Source organism: Arthrobacter sp. JUb115 (assembly GCF_004365035.1).
In the GTDB taxonomy this organism is placed as follows: Bacteria; Actinomycetota; Actinomycetes; order Actinomycetales; family Micrococcaceae; genus Glutamicibacter.
The window spans coordinates 38,619-62,964 of record NZ_SOBS01000007.1 but is presented as its reverse complement, the minus strand read 5'-3'; the positions used below and the strand labels follow the sequence as shown (position 1 = coordinate 62,964).

The following is a 24,346-nucleotide window of genomic DNA, read 5'->3' as shown; positions in this document are numbered from 1 at the left end:
ATCTCCGTTTGCCCGCGGCTGTTGGCCTTCGTATTCCGGTTGGGCTGCACCTGCCAATTCCGTTTGACCGCGTCCCTTGCAGCGAGGTGATTCACAGTGAGCATTGCAGGCATCAATGGCAATGAATTCATCGTGCTGGCCATTTTGGCGGCCGTGCTGCTCGGACCTGAAAAATTGCCGGACTACGCAAGGAAACTAGCCACGCTGACTCTCGAGTTGCGCAGACTCGCCTCTGGTGCCCAGGAACAACTCCGCGAGGAGCTTGGCGAGGATTTCGCGGACATGGATCTGAAGAAGTTCGATCCGCGGCAATATGATCCTCGAAGGATCATCAGCGAAGCGCTGCGAGATCAACTCGAAGAGCCGCCTGCCCAAGGATTCCCGGATTCTGCCCGCTCAAGGGGACCCGAGACCAAGAGTTCATCATCACCGCCAGCACCCTCCGGCCCAGCCCCTTTTGACGATGAAAGCACTTAGGACGCCACTGCTCCTTGCCGCAAGTGTCCGCTGGCCACGCGCGCAGTGAATACGGACCGGTGGACAGGACTCATTCATCGAAGTCCCCAAAGCTCCATCCGGTTCCCGCATCCGGATCGCACGGATTCCGGCATCTAGCCGCAATCGGCCCAGCTTAGCTGGTTCGTCGGCCAACCGTGATGGCCGGCCGAAAAAGGATTCCCGGGATCAGCCACCAGCCGGCTGCCGGCCTAGCTTGCAGGCACGCCGGCGCGCCAATTCGGAACAGTATTTCTACTAGTAGCGCCTTCACAGCAATTCAGGGAGCAGGCGCCACTGCCCGGGCCCAGCGCTTTGCTTCCGGCGATGGTCGATGACTCCGGCTGCTCGCCACGCACTTGCGCTGCCCGTTCCAGGACCAGATCGACCAAGCCGCTGACAAACGACGGTGAGGTGCCAACACTGCCGGCACGGAGAAACGCCATCCCCAACTCGCGCGCGGTATCTGCCGCCTCGGTATCCAGATCGAATTTGACCTCCATGTGGTCCGAAACGAATCCGAGGGGTACAACCAGAACGCCCTCAGTTCCAGTTTCCGCAAGCTCGCGCATGCGGTCATTGATATCCGGTTCCAGCCAGGGAGTGTGCATGGATCCAGAACGGGAGCAGTACACCAGTTCGGCATCCAGCTGCTCCTCACCAGCTAGTTCCCCGCCAATCCAGGCTATGAGCTCCTCATGCTGCCGCTGGTAGCCGGCGGTGAACTTCTGCGATGATTCTTGCATCGCAGTAGGGATCGAATGGGTGACATATAGGATCTTGTGCCGGTTGCGGTCCAGGCCGCCGACGAGCTGCTTGAATTCCTTCAATCCCTTCCGCACGCAGTCCAACTGCGCACGAGCGAATCCCGGATGATTGTAGTACTGCCGGACTTTATCGATCACCACCTCGAGGCCCTCTTCTTGCAGTGCCGCCACAGTTCCGGCGAAATCCTCCCGGTATTGCCGGCACGAGGAATATGAGGAGTAGGCCGACGTATCGATGGCCAGGAACCTTCTCGAGCCGTGCCTGCGCGCATGGTTTCCGACCACTTCGGTGAGGTACGGTTCCCAATTCCGATTCCCCCAAAGCAGCGGCGTATCGATGCCGCGGGCTGCAAATTCCTCTTGAACGGCTTGCTGCAAAGCCTGGTTCTGCTCATTGATCGGAGATTTTCCGCCGAACATGTAGTAGTGCTCGCCCACCTCTTCAAGGCGCTCGTCCGGAATCCCTCGTCCCCGGGTAACGTTTTGCAGGAAAGGCAGGACATCTTCGGGCTTTTCCGGCCCGCCAAAGGACATCAGCACAACTGCATCAAACGGCGCTACCTGCATGTTTCCCATCGGGATCCTCCACGCTTTCTTCTCGGGCAACTGCCGCCATGGGCAAAATCCCCCGGAGCAAGCAGTCGCAAGCAATTACCTAGATTAGCTTTTATCTAGCCAAGCTAACAATAATTGCTTTGCCTCCGAATCACCAGCGGGCGTCGCCGATTCCTAACGACTGCCCAGGCTATGAGCCAGTTCCAGCTCAATGCGCTCATTGCGGAACTGATGACCGGCATCGAGCAATTTGCGCGGGACAATTTTCTGATCAGCCATGGCCAGAAGGTGGGATCCTTCGGCTCCCAGCAGCAATTTGGGAGCCGCGGCAGGAACCGGAATGATGGCAGGCCGCCGCACTGCGCGCGCCAAGGCCCGGGTGAATTCGGCGTTGCTTACCGGCTGCGGTGCCACCGCATTGACCGGACCTGCCAATTGCGAATCCCATAGCGCGCGATGGTAGATGTCCAGCAGGTCATCAAGCCCGATCCACGAAAGCATCTGCTTTCCCCCTGCCAGGGGACCGCCCAGGCCTGCGGAGAATACAGGACGCAAAACGGCGAGCATCCCGCCTTTGGGGCTCAGCACGATACCGGTCCTGATCTGCACCCGGCGCATGCCGCTGTCCCCCGCATTCGCCGCACGTTCCCAGCGGTCCACCACGTCAGCCAGGAAATCCGGAGTCCCGGCCCGCGGGGAATCGGTCTCGTCCAATGGGTGCGGTCCGGCTGAAGCACCGTAGAATCCGATGGCCGAAGCGCTGATGAAGGTCCGGACACCTGAACGTGACGCCAGCAGGGCAAGGGATCGGGTCGGTTCGATGCGGCTGGAGAGAATTGCCTGCCGATGCGCTTGGCTGAACCGGCCGAAGATGCTGGCTCCGGCCAAATGGATGACCGCGTCGCAGCCATCGAGCAGGCCCGGGTCAGGATCCAGCGGATTCCAGCGCCGTTCGCTTGCCGATTCCGGCTCGTGCCGCACGAGCTTGACGACCCGGTGCCCGCCGGTGGACAAGAAGGCGCACAAAGCCTGTCCGACTAATCCGCTTGAACCGGTCAGCGCTATCACCAGCGGCTTCAACCCGGCCTGCGCCGCCCGCTGGTGTGCGGCAAAATCGTCTGCCAGCTGGCGGTGGCGGTATGCAAGCATCGATTCGATCTGCCGTCCTGGCATATTCGACTGGATGCAGTCACCCACGGTCGTGCACTGCGCGCCCGCGGGCTCGAAGTAATGCTCATGCCGCCACTGCACCACCCGGGCAGGAAGGCCGCGAACCCCTTCGGGTTCAAGCTGGTCGACGAAACTGCGGTTCTCCGCGAACCCCTCAGGCTGGTGCTTGGCATTCCACAGCACTCCGCCGGGAAGGCCCAGCACGGCCGTCCCGTCCTTCAGCGAACCGGCTTCTTCAATGACCTTCAGCGGAAGCCACGGTGGCAAGAGCCGCTGCATGGCCCCGGGTCGCGAGAACCAGTCAAAGACAACGGATGCAGATGCCGGAAGTTGGCTGGAGCGCTCAGTGTTCATGGCCCCATCCTAGAGGCTTCAGGCAGGCCGGTTCCCGAGGATGGGAAATTGCTGGATTCCGTCGCAATGTCTGGTCCGGCGCCGCAATGAATCCCTCGGTTTCCTGCAGCACGCTATCCCGGCAGACTTGGAGCAGGAACAAGAACTTCTGGACAGAGCTTGATTGCGGACAACTAACGGACCGGCTGTTGCCCGAAGCGGCTGCCAATGCAACCAGAAAGCTAGGCATACCATGCAGGAAGATAGTCGAAGGGAGGATCCTCGCCCACCCGCCCGTCGATGGCTTCACGCAAGAGATCCGCATGCCCTGCATGCCGCCCATACTCTTCAATCAGGTCGCAGATGATTCTGCGTATCGACGCATGCTTGCCTTCGAAGGCCAACCCCGAGCCCGTGTCCAGATTCCTTTCCTCGATAACGGACTGCTGGATTCCTCGGCTTTTGGCCACGGCCCGGTCGTAGCGTTGATAAAGATTCTCCGGATCCTCTTCCAGATCAACCACGAAGTGCTCGCGCCCGTTGGCAGTGAACCCAAGGAGGACTTCAGGTCGTTGCCCGGCAATGAAGTAGGTGAATTTCTCATCTTCGACAAGGGCAAGATGCTGGAGCAATCCGCCCAGGCTGAGCTGGCTGCTGGGCAACTTGGTTGCCAGCTGTTCGATGTCCAGCCCGTCGGCCTTGTATCTGAAAGTGGCGCGCAGCCTGTCAAGCATCCCGAACAGATGCTGCTGGTCGGAGCCGCTCATTGGCGGTTCCCAGGGAGGCAGGATTTCCATGGCGTACCCCTTTGCGAGAAGTGTGAGTTGGCGTACCAAACTGGTTTCATCGGCCCATGAATTGAATAATTAGAAGTATGCCTCTGACCGCCGCCATTTTGGAACCCTCGCAGTGGATGCCGCATGCCGCTGAGCATGAAGCACGGGCTCGGGCCTTTGGCGAACCTTTCGTGGAACGGCGGATGAAGGGCAAGAAGCATCCCATCGAGGACTTCCTGTTCACCTATTACACGCAAAAGCCGGGCCAGCTCTACCGCTGGCATCCAGGGATGAACGTGGTTCTAGCCGGAGACGCGGCCCAAGAACGCGGCGAGTGGAAGTTCTACCGCAGAGTCCAAACCGGCCACGGTACGGGATACCACTTCGATGCGGAGGCATTCGGCAAGGCGCGTGCCCGGGCCATCGAGTTTGCCCGCATCATTCTGGCCGGCACCGCGCAGCGGCCAGGAAACTTCTCCTGCTTCGGCCTGCATGAATGGGCGATGGCCTACAAATCCGAGGCCAACGGCATCCGCCATGAATACCTCCCGCTGCGCTTGGGTGCGCAGGGAACCGACGAAGTGGTGGAAACACACAAGATCCGTTGCACCCACTTCGATGCATTCCGCTTCTACACTCCCCAGGCGATCGAGCTCAACGAGCTGCAGCCGACCAGGGAAACCCAGCGCGACCTGGAACAGCCCGGTTGCCTGCACGCCAACATGGATCTGTACAAGTGGGCCTATAAGCTCTCCCCTGCGGTGCCAAGCGACTTGGTCATGGACTGCTTCGAGCTCGCCTGGGACATTCGCACCATGGATATGCAGGCGTCCCCCTATGATCTGGGCGATTGGGGCCATGAACCCATCCGCATTGAAACTCCCGAGGGCAAGGCCGCGTACGTGAGATTGCAAAAGGAATTTGCCCAGCGTGCCGACTCGCTGCGCAATCAATTGCTGGAAGTCGCCAACAACCTGCCAATCTTCCCGGAAGACTAGAACTTATTCGCGGCCGCAGGCAAGATTGATCCATGGTTACTGCACGGGGCCTTCGCCTGATTCCGGCCGGTATCGCGCTCGGCTGCGTGAGCCTCTCGCTGGCTTCCTGCGCCACCAGCATCGGACAGGGGCCGCAGACCCAATTGGAAATCACCATTCGCGATGACGGCAGCGAAATTTCACAGCAGTACTCCCTGGAATGCACCGGCGAACAAGCCGCTGAATCCAGCACATTGCCGAACGCATCCAAAGCTTGCTTGCAGCTCGAGCTTGAACCCGGTGCCATTGCCGGAGAAGTTGATCCCCAGGAAATCTGCACCGAAATATACGGTGGACCGCAACGGGCCGAAATAAGCGGAACCCTGCACGGCGAGACGGTGAATACGAGCTTTTCCCGGCATAACGGCTGCGCCATCGATCGTTGGGATGCCGCCTCGTTTCTACTCGGTTCCGTGAAAACATGAGTCGATAACCCCTGAATAACTGCGCGGAGAAACTAGAATAGTAAGACTATGGAGTTTTTCCTGCTGGTTATCGCGCTGCTATTCGCCACGATCTTGATTGTCGGCATCGGGGAACGCATTAAATTGCCCTACCCGATCTTGATGCTGATTTTCGCGACGCTGGCAGGTTTCTTGCCGTTCATGCCCGAAATGCATATTGAGCCCGAGCTGATCCTGCCGATCTTCTTGCCGCCTTTGCTTTTCGCTACGGCCCAGCGCAGCAGTTGGTCGGTGTTCCGCTTCCGCTGGAAGGCCCTGATCCGGCTGGCCGTGGTGCTCATCGTGGTGACAGCAGGCACCGTGGCCGCTACCGCGCTGGCCTTCTCCCCCATCGCTTCCATTCCGCTGGCATTGGCGTTGGGCGCAGTAGTGGCCCCGCCTGACCCGGTCGCGGTGGATGCGATTGCCACCAAGGTGAAAATGCCGCGGCGCCTGACGTCCCTGCTGGAAACCGAGGGCCTGTTCAACGACGCAATGGCCATCGTGATCTTCCAGCTGGCCGTCCAGGCAACCCTGAATGGCTCGGAAGTCGGACTCGAAATCATTCCGCAGTTCCTGCTCGGTGCCGCAGGGGCGGTAGTCCTGGGTCTGGCCATGGGCTGGGCCATCGGCGCCTTGAACCGTTTCGTTCCCAACCTGGCAGCGCGTTGCGCGGCCACCTTGGTGGCACCTTATGCGGTCTACATGATTGCGGAGGAGCTGCATATTTCAGGGGTCATCGCAGTGGTGGTGACGGCCCTTGAAATGGTGCGGCGGGACCGCCCACAGGACTCTGCCGAACGCCTAACCCGGCAATCCTTCTGGGAAGTGCTCGAGCTACTGGCCACCGGCCTGGCTTTCGGCTTGATGGGCATCGAGATGAACCAGGTGATCCAGGAGGAAGGCAGCAACCTGATCGGCTTCATCCCGGGCATCGCCGCGATCTGCTTCGTGGTCATCGCAGTGCGTGCGCTGTGGATGCTGGCGACCTACTACCTGCCCAACCGCAGCAAGCCCAAGATTCCTGCGCGCAAGGATGCGCTGGTGCTCACTTGGTGCGGCATGCGCGGGCTGGCGACTTTGGCCTTGGCCCTGGCACTGCCCAAGGTCGCAGCGGATGGATCGGCCATCGAGGGACGCAACTTCGTGGTGGTCGCCGCTTGCTCCGTCTTGCTGTGCACTTTGGTGCTCCCGGGCCTGACCTTGCCAGCGCTGATGCGCGTGCTGAAGCTGCGCAACAACGAGCAAGATGCCAAGCGTGCCCGCCGGGCCCTGGCCCGTCGCGCCGAGGCTGTCGCACTGGCGGCGCTGCGCAAGAACGTGCAGCTCGAAGAGCTGCCGGAGAATTACCAGCAGGCAGTGCGCCGGCGCATGAACTCGCTGCATACCATCCTGGCCAAGGACCCGGATCCGCACGATGCGATCTCGGACGAAAAGTACACGCAGATTCGCGCGGTGATCGCCAAGGCCGATTCGATCCAGGCCATCGCCCTGGAAGCCGCCCGCGACGAGCTGCTCAAGGCCCGCCGCGAACCGAATATCGACCCGCACATCGTTGACGAGATTGTCGGCCGCCTTGACCGACGCACCGCAACCCTGGATCGCTAGGCGGCCTTGCGCTCCAGCTTCACGATGACTTCGTAGTGGCTGGTCTGCGGGAACATGTCCATGACGCGAGCCTGCTGCGGAGCGTAGTTCTCCAAACGCTCCAGGTCCCTGGCCAGTGACTTCGCGTTGCAGCTGGAGTAAATGATGTGCTGGACATCGGACTCGTTCAGCCACTTCGATAGCTCTGCGGAGATACCGCGGCGCGGAGGATTCACGATTACCGCCTCTGGCGCCCAGCCGGCACCCAGCGCGAATTCGGTTGCGTCTTGGACCCTGAAATGGATGTCATCCAGCTCCATGGTCTTGGCGCTGGTCTTTGCCGATTCAACGGCTTCCCCGCTGGTCTCGATGCCGTACACGGTACGGTCCTCGGTAGCGCAATGCAGTGCGAAACCACCCACCCCGCTGTACAGATCCCAAACGCTTTCGGGGTTGGCATCGTTGATCCATTGGCGGGCCTGCCGGTACAAGGCGGCAGCGATCTCGCTGTTGGTCTGGAAGAAGCCCTGGGGGCGCAGGTGCATCGGTACGCCGTTCAGCCCGAATTCCAAGGTGGTTCGGCGGGTAAGAATGATTTCTTCTTCGCCTTCCAGCACTGCCTTGTGCTCAGGCAAGAAGTTCACCGACACCACGCTGTGGCGTGGAAGCTGCTCAAGGAATTGCGGCAGCGAATCACGCAGTGCCACAAAATGCTTCTTGGTGCGCAATACCCAACGGACCATCACCGAACCGGTATCCGACAGGGTGAGAATCACATGCTTGAGTTCGCCCTTGCGCTTGGGAACGTCGTAGGGAATGAGCTTCAGATCATGAATGAACTGCTCGATGACCGGGAATACGGCACGTAGCGGTGCTGCGATGACTCCGCAGTTGCGCAGATCGACACCGTGGCCGTCGGCATCCAGGATGCCGATGGTCGGCTGGCCGGTGGTTCCGGAAATGACCATTTTGGCTTTGTTGCGGAAGCCCTGTTCGCTACTGGCTTGGGGCGGAAGGAATTCCAGGCCTGGGAAGCCGGCCAGCAGCTGCTGGCAATCCGCTACCTTAGATTGCAGTTGCTGGGCGTAAGGCACCGTCATCAAGGTGCATGAGCGGCAACGGGAGGCAGAAAAGTAAAGGCATTCCATGGTGCTTATGATTTTAGCGAAGATCGGCCGGCACCGAGCACAGAGAAATCTTGGCGCTGATTGACCGCAAATTTTCAGCTTTGGCCGCTAAGCTCGCAATTGATCAAAAGTTACTGAGCAGAATCCCTGCATGATGCGAAAGCCATACGGGGAAGGGTTGTTTAACCGCGAAAGGACAGATGGCACTTCATACCGGGCTATCCACGCATCGCCGTGGCATTGCATTGCTTGCACTCCCCCTTGCTGCCGTGATCGGCGCCTGCACGAGTTGCGCCGCTTCTTCACCCCAGGCTCATGAAGTTTCTTCCACCCCGGTTCCCGCCCCGTCTTCCAGCAGTGCCACCGAAAAATCCCTGCCCGCTCCGAGCAAGGCCGCAGCAAGCTCCAGCGTCCCGCTTCCGGCTCCAACCGGGAACAATGCCACTGCTCCCACCACGACTCCGAGCAATTCAGCCAAGCAGCCCGCCGGCACTCCGGCCAAGCCCGAAAGCTACAAGACATCGCTGTCGCCCCTGGCCTCGGGTGCCAACACTGGTGCCTCCATCAAGGCGCTTCCCAGTTCAGCGGCCGAAATGTCCAAGGCCACCACGCAGCTGTTCGCTGCAGTGAATCGAGGCAAGCTGAAGGACGTCAAGGCGGCGCTCAAGGATGGAGCTGACCTCGACGCGCAGGACGAGGCCGGTCGCACCGCGCTGATGCGTGCAGTCATCAACAAGAACCCTGCCATCGCCAAGACCCTCTTCGAAGCAGGCTCGGATCCCGACAAGAAGGATGACTTCTACGAGTCGCCGTTCCTGCGCGCGAGCGCCAATGGCCAGGTTGAAACGCTGAAGCTTCTCATTGACGGCGGGGCCGACCTCACGGCGGTGAATCGCATGGGCGGGACCGCTTTGACCGTCGCCAGCGAGAATGGCCGGGTTCAGGCCGTGCGCCAGTTGCTCCGCACCGATATCCCGGTAGACCAGGTTAATGACCTGGGCTGGACGGCCCTGCACGAAACCATTGTCCTGGGCCAGGGCACCGCCAATGCCATCACCATCGCGCGTTTGCTGATTATCAACGGGGCGGACCCGCATTTGGAGGACCACTCCGGTTCGGATGCATTCAAGCTAGCGCGTGAACGCCAGCAGAGCCAGATGCTGACCATGCTGCAGGCTGCAGCCAAGCGCTGAATCCTAGAGGGCGTCGAGGTAGAACCAGGCGCCGTCCTGCTTCACGAAGGTGCTGACCTCATGCTGCTGCGCTTCATGCCGGCCGTCGCGATAGTACGCAGCGAATTCAACCACCCCGCGGGAGGCCGCCGCGCCGCCAGCACGGGTTGAAATGATCTCCAAGCCGGTCCAGCGCATCTGCGAATCCAAGTCCAGTTCCTTGGGCCTCGTGCTCTCATGCCAGGTCGCCAGCAAATACTGCGACAGCCCCAGCACGAAGGCGCTGTAGCGTGAGCGCATCAGCTGCTCCGCGGTCTGCGGCAGCAAGGAGCCGTCTTCCCTTCCGTCATGCAAGGGTTTGCAGCAGTTCTCGTAGGACAGCTTCGCAGCGTCCAGGACTCGGCAGGCGCAGACGGTTTGACTAGCATTTTTCACAGTTTCAGCATACGCGTCGAGCGCGCTTCGACAACCCGTGAGCCTAAGATCACATGACTTAAACCGCAGGATATCGGTGCTATCGCGCACAGGGACGTTTTCCCCATCACATTCACGGGTAGACTATGAGGGCAAGCTCGCGGAGCGCCAAATCCCCCTGGTGTGAGACGGCATCTCCGTGTGGCATTTAACTTAACCTCGCCAACAGGAGATATGCCGGATGCCCCGCATCGTTGTAGATGTCATGCTCAAGCCAGAAATCCTTGACCCTCAGGGCAAGGCCATCGCGGGAGCTCTTCCCCGCCTAGGCTTCACCTCCTTCGAAGCTGTCCGCCAGGGCAAGCGCTTTGAACTGTCAGTGGACGGCGAGGTGACCGAAGAAATCCTCGCCCAGGCTCGCGAGGCTGCAGAAACCCTGCTTTCCAACCCGGTGATCGAAGATGTCGTCAACGTCGAGGTATTCGAAGACTAATGAGCGCCGAACTTCCCCTGATTGGCGACTATTCAACGCCAAGCACTGAACTTTCCGGAGCGCGCATCGGCGTGGTGACCTTCCCGGGCACCCTCGATGACCGCGACGCCGCTCGCGCCGTGCGCGCAGCCGGTGCCGAAGCGGTGTCCCTGTGGCACGCCGACACCGACCTGCAGGATGTCGACGCCGTGGTGATCCCCGGCGGTTTCTCCTACGGCGACTACCTGCGCGCCGGCGCGATCTCCCGCTTCGCACCGATGATGGCGAAGATCGCAGATGCCGCGAACTCCGATGCCAAGCTGCCCGTGCTGGGCATCTGCAACGGTTTCCAGATCCTCACCGAGTCGCACCTGCTGCCCGGATCGATGATCAAGAACGACCACCTGAAGTTCATCTGCCGCGATCAGCTGCTGCGCGTGGAGAACAACCAGACCGCGTGGACCAACGGCTTCGAAGCAGGCCAGGAAATCACCATCGTGCTGAAGAACCAGGATGGCCAGTACGTGGCCGACGAGAAGGTCCTGGACGAGCTCGAAGCGGAAAACCGCATCGCGTTCTCCTACGTGGGCTGGAACCCGAACGGCTCGCGCCGCTCGATCGCCGGCGTGAGCAACAAGGCCGGCAACGTTGTCGGCCTGATGCCGCACCCGGAGCACGCCATTGAGGCCGGCTTCGGCCCGGACCACCGCGGCACCGACGGGCTGGCATTCTTCACCAGCGTTCTGACCCACCTTGTTGGAGGCAAAAAGTGAGCCAGGAAGCCACTAAGGAATTCAATATCGACACCGTCGATAACGCAGCGGGCACCCCGGATGTAGAACTGCCATGGGCAGAGCTGGGCCTGAAGGACAACGAGTTCGCCGAGATCGTGAAGATCCTGGGCCGTCGTCCGACCGCCGCTGAATTGGCCATGTACTCGGTCATGTGGTCCGAGCACTGCTCGTACAAGTCCACCAAGAACCACCTGCGCCAGTTCGGCCAGAAGGTCACCCCGGAAATGAAGAAGGACCTGATGGTCGGCATGGGCGAAAACGCCGGTGTCACCGACCTGGGCGACGGCTGGGCCGTGACCTTCAAGATCGAGTCCCACAACTCGCCTTCCTACGTCGAGCCGTACCAGGGTGCCGCTACCGGCATCGGCGGCATCGTGCGCGATATCATCTCCATGGGCGCCCGCCCGATCGCCGTGATGGATCCGCTGCGTTTCGGCGCGATCGACCACGAGGACTCGCAGCGCGTCGTGCACGGCGTGGTCTCGGGCATCGGCGGCTACGGCAACTCGCTGGGCCTGCCGAACATCGGCGGCGAAACCGTCTTCGACCCGATCTACCAGGGCAACCCGCTGGTCAACGCACTGGCCGTGGGCGCACTGCGCCACGAGGATCTGCGCCTGGCCAATGCCTCGGGCGTGGGCAACAAGGTCGTGCTCTTCGGTGCGCGCACCGGTGGCGACGGCATTGGCGGCGCGTCGGTGCTGGCCTCGGAGTCCTTCGACGACACCAAGCCCTCCAAGCGCCCTGCGGTGCAGGTGGGCGACCCGTTCGCCGAGAAGGTGCTCATCGAGTGCTGCCTGGAACTGTTCAAGGCCTCGCTGGTCGAGGGCATCCAGGACCTGGGCGCCGCAGGCATCTCCTGCGCCACCAGCGAACTGGCTTCCAACGGCGAAGGCGGCATGCAGGTCGAGCTGACCAACGTGCTGCTGCGCGACTCCACCCTGACACCGGGCGAAATCCTGATGTCGGAGTCCCAGGAACGCATGATGGCCGTAGTCACCCCGCAGAACATCGAAGCGTTCGAGGCCGTCATGGCCAAGTGGAACGTGGAGTACTCCTGGCTGGGCGAGGTCACCGACACCGATCGGCTGATCATCACCTGGAATGGTGAAGTCATCGTGGACGTGGACCCGAAGACCGTCGCCCACGACGGCCCGGTCTACGACCGCCCGTATGCCCGCCCGCAGTGGCAGGATGCGCTGCAGGCTGACACCTTCAAGTCCTCGGAAGCCGGCGCCAACCTGCCAGCTACCGGCGAAGAGCTGAAGGCCGCCGCCCTGGAGCTGATCGCCAGCCCGAACATGTGCGACAAGTCCTGGATCACCAACCAGTACGACCGCTACGTCGGCGGCAACACCGCGCTGGCCGCCCCGGATGATGCCGGCGTGGTCCGCATCGACGAGTCCACCGGACTCGGCGTGGCCATCGCCACCGATGCCAACGGCCGCTACACCTACCTGGACCCGTATGCCGGCGCCCAGCTGGCGCTGGCCGAGTCCTACCGCAACGTCGCCACCTCCGGTGCGATCCCTGCGGCGGTTTCGGACTGCCTGAACTACGGTTCCCCGGAGGACCCCGACGTCATGTGGCAGCTGGCCGAGGGCATCCGCGGCCTGTCCGATGCGTGCATGGAGCTCGGCGTACCGGTCACCGGCGGCAATGTCTCGCTGTACAACCAGACCGGCGACAAGGCCATCCACCCGACGCCTGTGGTGGCGACCCTGGGCAAGTTCGACGACGTCGCCCGCCGCACCCCTTCGGGCTGGCGCGAAGAGGCCGACGGCCAGGCCATTTACCTGATCGGCACCACCGCCGATGAGCTGGACGGCTCGGAGTTCGCCAACCTGCGCAGCCACCTCGGCGGCCTGCCGCCAAAGGTCGACCTGGCAGCCGAGAAGGCACTGGGCGCAATCCTGATCAATGCCAGCCGCGATGGCATGATCGACGCCGCGCACGACCTGTCCGAGGGCGGCCTGCTTGCAGCGCTGTCCGAGATGGTCCTGCGCTACGGCGTCGGTGCCCGCGTGGCCCTGGACGAGATCAAGCAGCGTGACGGCATCGATTCCTTCACCGCGCTGTTCTCGGAGTCCCAGGCACGCGCCTTGGTTGCCGTTCCACGCAGCGAAGAGGTCCGCTTCAACGACATGACCAGCGCCCGCGGTGTCACCGTGGCCCGCATGGGCATTGTCGATGCGCAGTCCGGCGCCCTGGAAGTCCAGGGCGAGTTCACCGTATCGGTGGACGAGCTGCGCGAGGCTTCCGAGGGCACCATGAAGAAGTACTTCGGCTAGTTTCTGGCCCACCCCTGGACGGCGGTTCTCCTCATCGAGGAGAGCCGCCGTTTTGCATGCCTGGATGATGTGGCGCTAAGCAGTGCTCCAAGGTCTGCTCCAGCCCCGAGTCCGATGCGTTCTGGCGCCTGTGCGGCTGGGCTGGAGACCGGTCGAGGCGCAATTTCCGGATATAGTTGACACGTCAATAACTTTAAGTCATGATTGATGCATCAACAAAGTTCTGGACTACAGGGAGCACGCAATGAACGCCTTCGAGAACATCGAATTCGGCCTCGACACCTTTGGCGACGTACCCAGCGACAAGTCAGGCAAGCTGGTAACCCATGCCCAGGGCATCCGCGCCACGGTCCAGGAAGCCATCGCGGCCGATCAGGCCGGCGTCGATGTGATCGCTGTCGGCGAGCACCACCGCCCCGAATACGCCATCTCCAGCCCCGAGACTGTTCTGGCGGGCATTGCCACGGCGACCGAGCGGATCCGCCTCGGATCCGGCGTGACCGTGCTGTCTTCCGACGATCCGGTCCGCGTCTTCCAGCGCTTCGCTACTGTGGATGCATTGTCCAACGGCCGTGCCGAAGTCATGCTGGGCCGCGGCTCCTTTACCGAGTCCTTCCCGTTGTTCGGCCATGACATGGCTGACTACGAACTGCTCTTCGACGAGAAGATCGACCTGTTCCACAAGCTGCTCGACGAAAAGCCGGTGACTTGGCAGGGAACCAAGCGTGCAGCGCTGACCGACATGGAAGTCTTCCCGAAGACCGAGTCCGGCCGCCTGAACACCTGGGTGGGAGTGGGCGGTTCCCCGCAGTCGGTCATCCGCACGGCGCACTACGGATTGCGCATGATGCTCGCAGTCATCGGCGGCTCCCCCGAGCGTTTCGCACCCTACATCGACCTGTACCGCCGGGCCAACGACCAGTTCGGGCACCCAACCCTGCCGGTGGGCCTGCACTCCCCTGGCTTCGTGGCAGATACCGACGAGTTGGCCCGCGAGCACATGTTCGACGCCTACAAGGAGCAGCGTGACCGCATCGGCGCGTCCCGTGGCTGGAGCCCAATGGGCCGCGGTGAATTCGAGCACGAGATCAGCGAAGGCTCGCTATACGTCGGCTCGCCGGAAACCGTGGCCCGCAAGATCGCCAAGACCCTCAAGACCCTGGATATCGGCCGTTTCGATTTGATCTACTCCGGCGGCGCGGTAGAAGTTGGCGCCCGCTTGCGTGCCGTGGAACTCTACGGCGAAAAGGTCATCCCGCTGGTACGCGAAATGCTTTCCGAGAGCTAGACCCGGATTCGAAGACATGCCTGAAGGAGAGAAAATGACACAGCAGACCATCGGCATCCTCGGCGCTGGAAAGATCGGCACGGTTCTTGCCCGCCGCGCCTTGCAGGCCGGCTACAAGGTGCTCATCGCCGGCTCCGGCGACCCCGGCGCCATTGCCCTGACCATCGAGATCCTGACTCCGGGCGCGCTGGCCGTGGATCCGGCAACCGCCGCGCGGGAAGCCGACATTGCCATACTGGCCCTGCCGCTGGGCAAGTACCGGAATATCCCGGTTGCCGAGCTCGAAGGCAAGCTGGTCATCGACGCCATGAACTACTGGTGGGAAACGGATGGCATCCGCGAGGACCTGAACGGCCCTCAGGTCTCCACCAGCAATTTGATCCAGGAGTTCCTGCCAGGTTCGCGGGTCGTCAAGGCCTTCAACCACATGGGCTACCACGACCTCGAGGACGAGTCCCGTCCAGCCGGCGCCGAGCGCCGCAAGGCCATCGCGCTGGCCGGCGATCTGGACTCCGACGTTGACCAGGCAGCCCGGATCGTTGATGATTTCGGCTTTGACCCGCTGCCGATAGGCTCCCTGGCTGAAGGCTTGCGCCTGCAGCCTGGCCAGCCTGCCTTCGGCGCGAACAAGCCGCGGGCCGAGCTCGCAGCGCTCATCGACGCCGCCCAGATCCAGGCCTCAGCCGAGCTGCGCTAGCACCTCGTTCAGCGCTTCGGTGGACGAGGGATGGGTGAAGATCTGGTCGCGCAGTGCAGCGGCAGTCATTCGCTGCCGCATGGCCAGCGCCACCAGATTCACCACTTCCTGGGAGTCCACGTGCATCAGCGCCGCTCCGAGGATCTTCTCGCTGCGCGCATCGACAACGAACTTGATGATGCCCCGCGGGTCGCCCACGATCTTAGGGCGTGGCATGGCGGCGATCTCGGAAACTTTCTTCACCGCGATCCTGACCTGCAGCCCCTGTTGTTCAGCCTGCTCCTCGCTCAAGCCGACGCGAGCCAGCGGCGGGGTGGTGAAGATGGTGTACGGAACAGCAACCCGGTCCTTGGTGCTGCGTGTTCCGTCTCCCAGCAACTGGCTGGCCAAGACCCGGTGGTCATCGAGCGAGACATAGGTGAACTGGGGTCCGCCGTTGGCATCGCCCAGGGCATAGATGCCCTCGACATTGGTGGCCAGGAACTCGTCAACCGCGACTTCCCCGCGGGAGCCCGTCTGGACCCCGGCGGCTTCCAGCCCCAGACCGGCAGTATTCGGCACGCGCCCAAGCGCAATCAGCACGGCATCCGCCTGCAGCTGGTGCACCTCGCCCCGACGCTCGTAGCTGACGGTGGCGCCTTGCTCGTCCTGGCTGATCGAACGCACCGAAGCCGAACTGATGATCTCGGCTCCGGCATCTTCCAGGCAGGCCTGGACTTCCCGGGCCACATCCGGGTCTTCCTTGGACAGTGCACGGCTTCCGCGATCCAGCACGGTGACTTTCGATCCGAACTGGGCAAACATGGAGGCGAACTCGATGCCGACATATCCCCCGCCCACCACAGCCAGGGTCTTGGGCAGCTGGGCATGCTGGATCGTTGTGGAGTCATGCACCCGCCCGCCGATCTGCGCTCCTTCGATGTCCGGGATCGCAGGTAGCGCGCCGGTGTTGATGATAATCTTCGCCGCGCTCAGCTCCAGCTCATCGGAACCGGCAGTGACCCTGACGCTTCGAGGTCCGGTGAACGCGGCCTTGCCGTTGACCAGCAGCACCGACTCCAGGTCGTCGAGCATGGAGAAATTCTTGGCGCGCATCATGGCAGTGAGCTTGTCCCGGCGCTGGACGGCGGCTTGGAAGACCTGCTGGTCGTATCCGGCGCCATCGCGGGATTCGGCATCGTGGATCAAGGCCTTGGTCGGCACGCAACCGATATTGATGCAGGTACCGCCATGCATCTGGGTGGACTGCTCGATTAACGCCACCCGCTGCCCGGCCCGGGCCAGGGTGCCTGCCAGGGTCTTGCCGCCTTTGCCCCACCCGATGATGATCGCGTCGAGTTGTCCGTCCGCGCTTGCTGAACCCACGATGAACTCCTAGCTGTTGCCGCCTTGTCCTAGCACGAGTCTTGTTCGCGCAGGCCGCTTGCGTCAACCTTTGCCCGGACAGCCCGGAGATGAAAAATGGCGGACCACACCTTCTACAAGATGCGATCCGCCAGTTACAGGACGCTCACCAGGCTATTGGCCGGCACGGCCACGAGCAGCTGATTCGATGAGGTTATCGCCGGGCAGTGCAGCACCCGAGGCCACTGCCTCGATCCAGGTAGCGGTCGGGGCCACCGCAGCCCAGCTGGAATTCAGCACGGCCATCAGGGTTTCATGCACCTGCTGGGCGGGGATGGAACCGGCAGCGTTGACAATGTCGATCGCGCCGGTAGCATCGGAGAGCACTTCCACGGCGAACCCCAGCGGTTCGGCAGCCGCGGCAGAACCGATCACGCAGTTATTGGTCATGTAGCCCACCAGGGTCAACGTGGTGATTTCACGCTCGCGAAGCCACTCTTCCAGGCCTGTACCCGCGAAGATGCTGGCATAGTTCTTGGAGAATTGGTGCTCTGCAGCTTCCATCCGATCCTGGATCTGCGGGTGCAGGGCATAGGTAGCGGATTCCGGGGCGAAGACGGGGAATCCCTCGGGCGCTTGGTGCTGCACGACAACCACCGGGATCCCGGCCTTTGCCGCTTCGTCCATGGCATTGGCGATGGTGGCTACCGACTGCTCGCGATCCGGGTACTGGATCTGCAGCAGGCCATCAAAGTATTCCTGCTGTGCGTCGATGACGATTAGTGCTCTGCGTGGTGCGGACATAGTGAGTTCCTCTTTCCGATGTGTCGAGATGGCGCCATACGGCACCGGGTGTTTCAGGTTTTATTTAGCCGGCCGGTAGTGCTGGGCCATGAGCTGCACGGTTTGCACCGCTGCGCCAGGGGTGTGGCTGCCAAGGACCATCATCAACTCATCCGCTCCGGTCCACTGCTGCAGCGCTTCCAGGCGCTGGGCCACTTCGGAAGGCGTGCCGGCCAGGGTGCGGTTGGTGTACATGTCAATGATCGCTCGCTCATTGAGCGTGGCCGGATATCCTGCGACCTCCTGGGCGGATAGCAGTGCAAAGGGTTCACGCTTGAACATCCGCAGCATGGCCATCGCCATGGTCGAGGCCTCGGCACGGGCGTATTCTGGATCCTCGGCCGCGATGACGCTTTGGCTGATGAGCACGTACGGACGGTCGAGCACTGCCGAAGGCACGAAGTTCTCGCGGTAGATGCGCAGCGCGGTGTCGATATCGGCATCGCCGAACTGCAAGGCGAAGGCGTAGGGCCGGCCCAGCCGCGCGGCCAGCTGCGCCGAATACGGCGAGGAGCCCAGGATCCACAACGGGGTCTGCGTTTCCGGTGCGGGCAGGCGGTTCTGCTCGTTCTGCCACGGGCCGGGCACTGCATGGACTTCGCTGTAGGGGTGCCCTGCGGGGAAATCATCATTCAGGAATCCCACCAGCTCGGCCAGTTGCTCGTCGAAGGTTTCGTTGGCTCCGGTTCCGCGGCGCAACGCGGCCGCGGTGGCCCCATCGGTTCCTGGCGCGCGCCCGACTCCCAGGTCGATGCGCCCGGGAGCCAGCGCTTCGAGCATGCCGATCTGCTCCGCAACCACCAGCGGCGCATGGTTGGGCAGCATCACTCCGCCCGCGCCCAACCTGATCCGCTGGGTGTCGGCGGTGAGCCGGGCCATCATCAGCAGCGGCGATGCCACGGACAGCGCGGGCATGGCATGGTGCTCGGACATCCAGAAACGGTGATATCCGGATTGATCCGCAGCCTTGGCGATATCGATGGTGTCCTGCAGGCCATCTTGGGCGGTTTGCCCTACACCGGGTCCGCCTCCGGTGTGAACCGACAGGGCGAAGGGAGCGGAGCCGAATCGTGGCACTGGCTGCAAGGCCAACCTCTTTTCTCATGTTATTTCTACTTTTTACCGTGATATACACACTAGCAGGTGATCACGGTAAAGCAATACTGATACCATGAGGAACATGTCCCAGATGCCCCTTCCCCCGAGCCCCGGAACCGCGCAGCACTGCAGCATCGATCTGGCCAACAGCGAAATCCAGCTGCCTGGCGGCAAGAGCTTCGACGCGCTGGCTAGCCCGGCGGACACCACGCAATGGCTCATCGTGCGGGGTCTCGTGCCCCAGGAAGCGGCGCTGCAAAGCTATTGCCAGAATCGGCTGGTCACCCTTCGCAGCCAGATCAGGAAAGCTTTCCATGCCATCGCCACGGGCACACCCGTGGCCCGGGAAGTGCTGCAGGGCATCAACGCCGCACTGCTGGCAGCACCGAGCACCCCATTGCTGCACCATGAGCCAGGCAAGGGATTCTTCCGCGCATTGGAACACCCCGCCACGCAATTGACCGAGCACGCCATGTCGCGACTTGCCGAGGACGCCGCAGCACTTCTGAGCAGCGAAGAAGCGGGCCTGCTGGCCCAATGCGAAGCCGAGCCATGCACCCGCTACCTGCTCAAGACCCATGGCCGCCGGCATTGGTGCTCCACGCGTTGCGGTGATCGCGTGCGGGCGGCCCGTTCGTACGCCAAGAAGAAGAGCCAGCAGGATTCTTCTGCCGCCTAGCCCATGGCCTGAGGATTCCCGCCGGCGGCGCAGCCGAGCACCTTGCATGCCGTGGCACGTGCCAAGCAGCATGGAACACTAAAGGCTCCCACCATCCGTAGATGCTGGGAGCCTGAGGAACTGCGGGCGGAACGCCTAGATCTTCTTGACGATGGAAGACTTCAGTTCCATCTGGCCGAAGCCGTCCACCTTGGCGGCGATATCATGGTCGCCAGAGCCTTGGACCAAGCGGATATTGCGCACCTTGGTTCCAGCCTTCAGCGCACTCTGCGCGCCCTTGACCTTCATGGTTTTGGTGATGCTGACGGTATCTCCGTCCTGCAGCTCATTGCCGACAGCATCCTTGATCACTGCTTCGACAGCTTCGGCTACTTCGGCCTCAGCGTTCCATTCATGTGCGCACTCTGGGCAGACAAGCAGGGCATCCATTTCGTAGGTGTACTCGCTGGAGCAGTCAGGGCACGGTGGCAAGGTATCAGACATGAAGCTGATTTTAGTGACCGGATATGCCCCATGTCGAATGAATCGGATATCGAATAATCCCCGGAATTCCGCGCTGGAAATGGCACGAACCCCAGGCCTTGAACACTTCCTGCCCTCCAGCTTGAAATTACTTGTTTTCCACGCCGGATATACCCCATACTCAGGCATACAGGCTGGTGCCCACACCGGCCGGGTTAGGGGCACACCATGTCTAAGCACCACAAGTACAAGAGCTACGGTCCGCAGTACACGGTGACGCCAAGGGAAGGGCTCACCCTGGAAATCCTCGCTCAGGCCGAAAAGGCCGGGGCAAAGGCAGGATACGCGATGGCCAAAGAGCAGCTGTACCGGAACATCGGCAACAGCTCTGTGCTCAACGAGCAGGAAACCGACGAATTGCTGGCCGCTGCCGAACGTGCCGGCGCCGCGGCGGCACTCACCGCGGCACGCAAAGTCCTGGATAAGACACTGCGCACCTCGTTCAAGCACTACCACCACTCAACGGCGCAGGGGCCCGCGCAGCAGCTTGCCCCGCAGCCATTTGCTCCTGCGCAGACGCGCAGCTACTCGGAAACCTACGAGGAGCCCTTGGCCCAGCACACCCCCGCCTTGGGATATCTGGATCCGCCAAGGGAAAAGGTGGATCAGCACATTCTGACCATCACCCGGGTAGAACAGCTGAACGCCCAGATGGTGCGCATCATTGCCGGCGCCCCCGATCTGGATGGCTACCGTTCCAACGGGGCGATTGATGAATACGTGAAAGTCTTTGCCGCTGACCCCGCCCTCGGATTAGAGCCTCCCTATGATCTGCGCGCCTTGCGGCAGCGCCTGCCCCGCGACCAGGTTCCGCGTTCCAAGTCGTACACGATACGTTGGATCAACGCGGTTGTGCCGGAAATAGCGATCGACTTCGTAGTTCATGGGGAGCCTGGGACTGTTGGCCATTGGGCCGGGACAGCGCAGCCCGGGGACCCACTGGTTATTTCCCCCTCACGGAGCAAGTCATCATTGTCGCTGAATGCCGACTACTACGTGCTGGCCGCGGATGAAGCAGGCATCCCGGCGATCTGCAAAGCCCTCGAAGCATTGCCCTCGGATGCGCGCGGTCTAGCGTTGCTCGAAGTTGCCGATCAGAACGCAATGTTTGACGTGAAACATCCTCCAGGCGTTGATTTACGCTGGCTGCCGCGTGACGGCGTTCCGGCGGGCCGCAGCTCACTGCTGGCCGATGAGCTCCGTTCCTTGCCGCTGCCCCATCTGCGGCTTGGGCTAATCGCTCATGCCGAGCGTTCCACGGTCAAAGAGATCAGCCAAGTTGCGCGGCACTGGCACCTCGACAAGCGTTCCTCCCACATTTCCTCTTACTGGACCCTGCGCGAGGGGAGATTACGCCGCTAAAAGCTGGATCAGAGTGATCCGCAGCATCACAACGGCACGCACAGGGACAAGCTCTTTAACTCCGGATAACCTTGGAAGCATCGCATCCGCACTGGTTATCCGAGGAGTGTCCATGGCTCAGCCCGATAGCACCAGCAACTTCGCGCGCTTTCTCGGCGGTGTTTTGCTGATTGCCCTCGGACTCGTCCTGATGCTCAACTCGGCGAGCGCGGTCCGGCTGATTATTTGGCTGCTGGGCGCTGGCCTGTTGATTGCGGGCCTGGTGCGCCTTGCCGAGGCTCAACAGGACTCCGTTCGCCGCTGGCCAGTGATGCTTTCTGGCGGCCTGCTGGCGCTCAGCGGGGTCGCCCTCCCGCTCTGGCATCGCGCCAGCTTGCCGGTCCTGGCTTTGGCGACTTCACTGGTTCTTCTCCTGGGCGGAGTGCTCAGACTTGCAGCGGTGCTCCGCGGGCAGCGGCAGCATTCCTTCCGCGGCGCTCTCACAGCACTTGCCGGTGTCTTTGGCGCGGCTCTGGTGATGTTTTGGCCCAGGCTTTCCTTGTGGGTGCTCGGCGTCGCTTTCGGCGGCTGGTTATTCCTTTTGGGAGTCCACTGCTTGTGGTCTTTTCTCCGGCCTCGCCTTCCGGCAATTCCTGGCTGGCTCCGCGCTGCGCGTAGCGCTAGCCTGACAGGATTGAGCGCCATTGGCCTCGTCGCCGTGCTCGGACTCGGAACGATCACCGCTTTTCTGCATAGCCAAAGCGATACGGCCGCCGCGGATGATTTCTATTTGCCGCCAGCTAGCGTTCCTGCTGCCCATGGCCAGTTGCTGCGCGCGGAACCGCTGGCCAAGAGCACTCCGCCGAACACTCTCGCCTGGCGAATTCTGTATACGACGCAAGGTCACGATGGCTCTCCTGCAATAGCTTCGGGCGTGGTGACCGTGGCCGAGTCCGCCACGGGAACCCTACCTGTCATCTCATGGGCCAATGGGACCAAGGGCGTCATGTCCCAGTGCGCGCTGTCCATGGGACCGAATCCTTATGATGATGGTCCAGCTGCTGCCCGTGAAACCATGTTGGCTGGCGGATGGGCAGTAGTCGCTACCGATTACGTCGGCTTGGGCACCGCCGGCCCTCATCCCTATTTGATTCCGGCTGCCGAGGCGTACGCGGTGCTTGACGCGACTCTTGCTGCAGGTCAGCTGCAAGACCTGCATTCACGAGGAGTCCGGCTAGGACAGTCCAGCGTAGTGTGGGGCCATTCCCAGGGCGGGCATGCGGCTCTGGCTACGGCTGAAGCCGCCGGGGACTACGCTCCGAACCTGGAGATTCTCGGCATCGCCGCCATGGCCCCGGCAACCAACCTTCCGGAATTGGCCGAGTCGGTTGCTGATACCGCGGCGGGAAAAATCATTTCCAGCTACATTGCCGCCAGCTGGAACCAGCTGTATCCGGATCTGGGCATCGACGAGCGGTTGACGACCCGTTCTCGCATGGCGGTAAACCAGCTATCCCAGAATTGCTTTTCCGGTACGGGCGCGCTGACCGGCTTGGCCCAGGCCAGCCAGCTCTTCGAACCGATTCTCAGTTCCGAGGCTCTCGACGGCCAGCTGCACTCGGTGCTGAAACGCAATTCGTCCATCGTTCCGGCGGGCTACCCGGCGTTCATTGCCCAGGGCGCTGCTGATTCATTGGTCTTGCCCTCGATGCAGCGCGAGTTCTTCAGAAGTTCTTGCACCCCGGATGCCCAGATTGGTTACCTCGAGTACTCCGGACTGGACCACATGCCGCTCGTCGGGGCAGACTCGGCACTCAATGAAGATCTTGTCGCCTTCACCCACTCGCTGCTTGAGGGGAAGCCAGCTTTCCCTGAAGGCTCCACCCTGTGCAGGAAATAACCGTTTGCGATGCCACTCTGATTCCTTTTGTTCTTGTACCAGCGCACGGGCCCGTGTCTGGGGAACATAAAATAGGTTCGGAAAGACTTCCAGTAATTCATTGCCGTTCAATGCCGCCTAGCCATTTTCTGGCCGTCGGCCCAGGAGAATCCTAGTGCGTCCCAGCTTGTCCCGAATCGCAGTTGCCTTGTGCCTTGGCATCTTGGCCTTTTCCCTTGGCTCTTGCGCGGCGTTACCTGACGAGCAAGGGAGAGATGCGGGCACCGCGGCATTTGAAGCCGGGCATTGGCCACGCACCTTGACTGATTCAATGCATGACCCCATACGGATCCCGGCAAAACCTGAACGTATCGTCTCGACCTCGGTAGGACTCACGGGTTCACTGCTGGCCCTGGACGCGCCGGTCATTGCCAGCGCAACGGCGCCGGCGGGGCCTGATACCGATGGCGACGGTTTCTTCAAGCATTGGGCTGATGTTGCCTCGGACCGCAAAGTTGATCCGCTCTACGAGATCGGGAAGTTCGATCTGGAAGAAATCGAGGACCAGAAACCCGACCTCATCATCGTGGCGGCAACAGGAGCAGACTCCGAAGTCGACAACGTAGGTGCGCTGAGGAAGATTGCACCAACCATTGTCGTGGACTACGCAGATAAGGACTGGAACGAACTTTCAAAGTTGCTCGGGGAAGCCACTGGTACCGAAGAACGAGCACAGCAGAACACTGCAGCCATTAACGAACGGGTTTCAGCACTGAGAAGCATGCTGGCAATCCCATCCGGAACCACGGCTTCAATCATTTCCTACGCAGCCCATGGCATATCCCCGATCGCTAAAACCACCGGGCCGCATGCGCAGCTGTTCAGAGGACTCGGCTTCACGGTGGTATCCACGCCAAAGAAGTTCGACACTTCCACACAGCCAAGGGAAGATTTCAGTTTCGTCAGCTACAGGGATCTGCCAGCAACGCTCACTGGAGATGCCACCTTCCTCTTGGCCGCAAACAAGAAAGCGACCACGGCATTTACCTCGGATGAATCACTAGCCCAGCTGCCATCGGTGCAGAGCGGCAGCGTCTTCCCGCTCACCACTGCCCACCTTCTGGACTACTACGCAACCCAGAAGATCTTGGACTATTTCGAACACGATTTTCCAGGTCTGGGCTCTTCTGAGCTCGAGTAGCAGCATTCCTTGAAGCCGGTA

The 24,346-nt window shown here is 61.7% G+C and carries 23 protein-coding genes; 14 read left to right on the top strand and 9 right to left on the bottom strand.

All coding sequences use genetic code 11. The features are described 5' to 3' along the window. Positions 1–96: 96 nt before the first annotated feature. Positions 97–477 carry a twin-arginine translocase TatA/TatE family subunit gene (locus EDF61_RS12980; RefSeq protein WP_353653990.1) on the top strand — a complete coding sequence of 127 codons (381 nt, stop codon included), beginning with the start codon at positions 97–99 and terminating at the stop codon, positions 475–477. 230 nt (positions 478–707) lie between these two features. Here the strand turns inward: EDF61_RS12980 and EDF61_RS12975 are convergent, their stop codons facing one another. From EDF61_RS12975 to EDF61_RS12965, 3 genes are all read right to left on the bottom strand, one after another. Then, a complete protein-coding gene (locus tag EDF61_RS12975) occupies positions 708–1,838 on the bottom strand; it encodes a ferrochelatase (RefSeq protein ID WP_133834340.1) in 1,131 nt (376 codons plus the stop codon). A gap of 153 nt (positions 1,839–1,991) precedes the next feature. Then, complete coding sequence (locus EDF61_RS12970) at positions 1,992–3,341, bottom strand: TIGR01777 family oxidoreductase (protein ID WP_105657985.1); 1,350 nt, start codon at positions 3,339–3,341, stop codon at positions 1,992–1,994. 221 nt (positions 3,342–3,562) lie between these two features. Further along, positions 3,563–4,117 (bottom strand): DinB family protein, encoded by a 555-nt coding sequence (locus EDF61_RS12965; protein ID WP_133834339.1) that lies wholly within the window; start codon positions 4,115–4,117, stop codon positions 3,563–3,565. Positions 4,118–4,194: 77 nt separating this feature from the next. Here EDF61_RS12965 and EDF61_RS12960 point away from each other — a divergent pair, with 77 nt between their 5' ends. From EDF61_RS12960 to EDF61_RS12950, 3 genes are read left to right on the top strand one after another with little or no spacing between them, the layout of a single operon-like run. Further along, positions 4,195–5,094, top strand: a complete 900-nt coding sequence (locus EDF61_RS12960; protein WP_105657983.1) for a 3-methyladenine DNA glycosylase — start codon at positions 4,195–4,197, stop codon at positions 5,092–5,094. A gap of 32 nt (positions 5,095–5,126) precedes the next feature. After that, positions 5,127–5,558 (top strand): hypothetical protein, encoded by a 432-nt coding sequence (locus EDF61_RS12955; protein ID WP_105657982.1) that lies wholly within the window; start codon positions 5,127–5,129, stop codon positions 5,556–5,558. A gap of 48 nt (positions 5,559–5,606) precedes the next feature. Beyond that, on the top strand, positions 5,607–7,184 hold the full coding sequence (locus EDF61_RS12950; protein WP_105657981.1) for a cation:proton antiporter: 1,578 nt from the start codon (positions 5,607–5,609) through the stop codon (positions 7,182–7,184). Here the strand turns inward: EDF61_RS12950 and EDF61_RS12945 are convergent. Further along, positions 7,181–8,311 carry a methyltransferase domain-containing protein gene (locus tag EDF61_RS12945; protein ID WP_105657980.1) on the bottom strand — a complete coding sequence of 377 codons (1,131 nt, stop codon included), beginning with the start codon at positions 8,309–8,311 and terminating at the stop codon, positions 7,181–7,183. The genes EDF61_RS12950 and EDF61_RS12945 overlap by 4 nt on opposite strands. Before the next feature lie 179 nt (positions 8,312–8,490). Between EDF61_RS12945 and EDF61_RS12940 the strand changes: the two genes are divergently transcribed. Continuing rightward, entirely contained in the window at positions 8,491–9,483 is a 993-nt protein-coding gene (locus EDF61_RS12940; protein WP_133834338.1) for an ankyrin repeat domain-containing protein, read from the top strand. Positions 9,484–9,486: 3 nt separating this feature from the next. On the opposite strand, the gene EDF61_RS12935 is transcribed toward EDF61_RS12940, so the two are convergent. Next, on the bottom strand, positions 9,487–9,897 hold the full coding sequence (locus EDF61_RS12935; protein WP_133834337.1) for a YchJ family protein: 411 nt from the start codon (positions 9,895–9,897) through the stop codon (positions 9,487–9,489). A 220-nt stretch (positions 9,898–10,117) separates the two neighbouring features. Between EDF61_RS12935 and purS the strand changes: the two genes are divergently transcribed. From purS to EDF61_RS12910, 5 genes are all read left to right on the top strand, one after another. After that, entirely contained in the window at positions 10,118–10,369 is a 252-nt protein-coding gene (purS, locus tag EDF61_RS12930) for a phosphoribosylformylglycinamidine synthase subunit PurS (protein WP_102598679.1), read from the top strand. Then, positions 10,369–11,121, top strand: coding sequence for a phosphoribosylformylglycinamidine synthase subunit PurQ (purQ, locus tag EDF61_RS12925; RefSeq protein ID WP_102598680.1), 753 nt, complete (start codon positions 10,369–10,371; stop codon positions 11,119–11,121). Before purS ends, purQ begins: the two co-directional genes overlap by 1 nt. Beyond that, a complete protein-coding gene (gene purL, locus EDF61_RS12920; protein ID WP_133834336.1) occupies positions 11,118–13,433 on the top strand; it encodes a phosphoribosylformylglycinamidine synthase subunit PurL in 2,316 nt (771 codons plus the stop codon). The genes purQ and purL overlap by 4 nt, the downstream gene beginning before the upstream one ends. Before the next feature lie 244 nt (positions 13,434–13,677). Continuing rightward, positions 13,678–14,721, top strand: a complete 1,044-nt coding sequence (locus EDF61_RS12915) for an LLM class flavin-dependent oxidoreductase (RefSeq protein WP_133834335.1) — start codon at positions 13,678–13,680, stop codon at positions 14,719–14,721. Between the two features lie 16 nt (positions 14,722–14,737). Then, the gene (locus EDF61_RS12910; RefSeq protein ID WP_133834334.1) at positions 14,738–15,418 is read left to right on the top strand and encodes an NADPH-dependent F420 reductase; all 681 of its coding nucleotides are present in this window, start codon (positions 14,738–14,740) and stop codon (positions 15,416–15,418) included. On the opposite strand, the gene EDF61_RS12905 is transcribed toward EDF61_RS12910, so the two are convergent. The 3 genes from EDF61_RS12905 to EDF61_RS12895 all read right to left on the bottom strand — a co-directional run bounded on the left by EDF61_RS12905 (position 15,401) and on the right by EDF61_RS12895 (position 18,682). Next, positions 15,401–16,783 (bottom strand): FAD-dependent oxidoreductase, encoded by a 1,383-nt coding sequence (locus tag EDF61_RS12905; RefSeq protein WP_133834333.1) that lies wholly within the window; start codon positions 16,781–16,783, stop codon positions 15,401–15,403. The two genes, EDF61_RS12910 and EDF61_RS12905, sit on opposite strands and share 18 nt — an antisense overlap. Before the next feature lie 153 nt (positions 16,784–16,936). Continuing rightward, positions 16,937–17,566 carry a cysteine hydrolase family protein gene (locus tag EDF61_RS12900; protein ID WP_105662391.1) on the bottom strand — a complete coding sequence of 210 codons (630 nt, stop codon included), beginning with the start codon at positions 17,564–17,566 and terminating at the stop codon, positions 16,937–16,939. A gap of 60 nt (positions 17,567–17,626) precedes the next feature. Then, complete coding sequence (locus tag EDF61_RS12895; protein WP_105658015.1) at positions 17,627–18,682, bottom strand: LLM class flavin-dependent oxidoreductase; 1,056 nt, start codon at positions 18,680–18,682, stop codon at positions 17,627–17,629. 103 nt (positions 18,683–18,785) lie between these two features. Here EDF61_RS12895 and EDF61_RS12890 point away from each other — a divergent pair, with 103 nt between their 5' ends. Continuing rightward, a complete protein-coding gene (locus EDF61_RS12890) occupies positions 18,786–19,382 on the top strand; it encodes a CGNR zinc finger domain-containing protein (RefSeq protein ID WP_133834332.1) in 597 nt (198 codons plus the stop codon). 135 nt (positions 19,383–19,517) lie between these two features. Here the strand turns inward: EDF61_RS12890 and EDF61_RS12885 are convergent, their stop codons facing one another. Further along, the gene (locus EDF61_RS12885; protein ID WP_133834331.1) at positions 19,518–19,865 is read right to left on the bottom strand and encodes a zinc ribbon domain-containing protein YjdM; all 348 of its coding nucleotides are present in this window, start codon (positions 19,863–19,865) and stop codon (positions 19,518–19,520) included. Positions 19,866–20,072: 207 nt separating this feature from the next. Here EDF61_RS12885 and EDF61_RS12880 point away from each other — a divergent pair, with 207 nt between their 5' ends. The 3 genes from EDF61_RS12880 (at position 20,073) to fepB (ending at position 24,325) form a co-directional block, all read left to right on the top strand. After that, entirely contained in the window at positions 20,073–21,266 is a 1,194-nt protein-coding gene (locus EDF61_RS12880) for a siderophore-interacting protein (RefSeq protein WP_133834330.1), read from the top strand. A 112-nt stretch (positions 21,267–21,378) separates the two neighbouring features. Then, positions 21,379–23,145: a lipase family protein gene (locus tag EDF61_RS12875; RefSeq protein WP_166650802.1), complete on the top strand. Its 1,767-nt coding sequence runs from the start codon at positions 21,379–21,381 to the stop codon at positions 23,143–23,145. 154 nt (positions 23,146–23,299) lie between these two features. After that, positions 23,300–24,325, top strand: coding sequence for a Fe2+-enterobactin ABC transporter substrate-binding protein (gene fepB, locus EDF61_RS12870; RefSeq protein ID WP_286172249.1), 1,026 nt, complete (start codon positions 23,300–23,302; stop codon positions 24,323–24,325). Positions 24,326–24,346: the final 21 nt, after the last annotated feature.

Bases quoted from the DNA above. Each gene is read 5' to 3' on its own strand.
- EDF61_RS12875 (WP_166650802.1), top strand. From the start codon at position 21,379: ATGGCTCAGCCCGATAGCACCAGCAACTTCGCGCGCTTTCTCGGCGGT.
- purQ (WP_102598680.1), top strand. From the start codon at position 10,369: ATGAGCGCCGAACTTCCCCTGATTGGCGACTATTCAACGCCAAGCACT.
- EDF61_RS12885 (WP_133834331.1), bottom strand. From the start codon at position 19,865: ATGTCTGATACCTTGCCACCGTGCCCTGACTGCTCCAGCGAGTACACC.
- EDF61_RS12970 (WP_105657985.1), bottom strand. From the start codon at position 3,341: ATGAACACTGAGCGCTCCAGCCAACTTCCGGCATCTGCATCCGTTGTC.
- EDF61_RS12915 (WP_133834335.1), top strand. From the start codon at position 13,678: ATGAACGCCTTCGAGAACATCGAATTCGGCCTCGACACCTTTGGCGAC.
- EDF61_RS12955 (WP_105657982.1), top strand. From the start codon at position 5,127: ATGGTTACTGCACGGGGCCTTCGCCTGATTCCGGCCGGTATCGCGCTC.
- EDF61_RS12900 (WP_105662391.1), bottom strand. From the start codon at position 17,566: ATGTCCGCACCACGCAGAGCACTAATCGTCATCGACGCACAGCAGGAA.
- EDF61_RS12880 (WP_133834330.1), top strand. From the start codon at position 20,073: ATGTCTAAGCACCACAAGTACAAGAGCTACGGTCCGCAGTACACGGTG.
- EDF61_RS12890 (WP_133834332.1), top strand. From the start codon at position 18,786: ATGTCCCAGATGCCCCTTCCCCCGAGCCCCGGAACCGCGCAGCACTGC.
- purS (WP_102598679.1), top strand. From the start codon at position 10,118: ATGCCCCGCATCGTTGTAGATGTCATGCTCAAGCCAGAAATCCTTGAC.
- EDF61_RS12940 (WP_133834338.1), top strand. From the start codon at position 8,491: ATGGCACTTCATACCGGGCTATCCACGCATCGCCGTGGCATTGCATTG.
- EDF61_RS12950 (WP_105657981.1), top strand. From the start codon at position 5,607: ATGGAGTTTTTCCTGCTGGTTATCGCGCTGCTATTCGCCACGATCTTG.
- EDF61_RS12960 (WP_105657983.1), top strand. From the start codon at position 4,195: ATGCCTCTGACCGCCGCCATTTTGGAACCCTCGCAGTGGATGCCGCAT.
- EDF61_RS12945 (WP_105657980.1), bottom strand. From the start codon at position 8,311: ATGGAATGCCTTTACTTTTCTGCCTCCCGTTGCCGCTCATGCACCTTG.
- EDF61_RS12965 (WP_133834339.1), bottom strand. From the start codon at position 4,117: ATGGAAATCCTGCCTCCCTGGGAACCGCCAATGAGCGGCTCCGACCAG.
- EDF61_RS12975 (WP_133834340.1), bottom strand. From the start codon at position 1,838: ATGGGAAACATGCAGGTAGCGCCGTTTGATGCAGTTGTGCTGATGTCC.
- EDF61_RS12910 (WP_133834334.1), top strand. From the start codon at position 14,738: ATGCCTGAAGGAGAGAAAATGACACAGCAGACCATCGGCATCCTCGGC.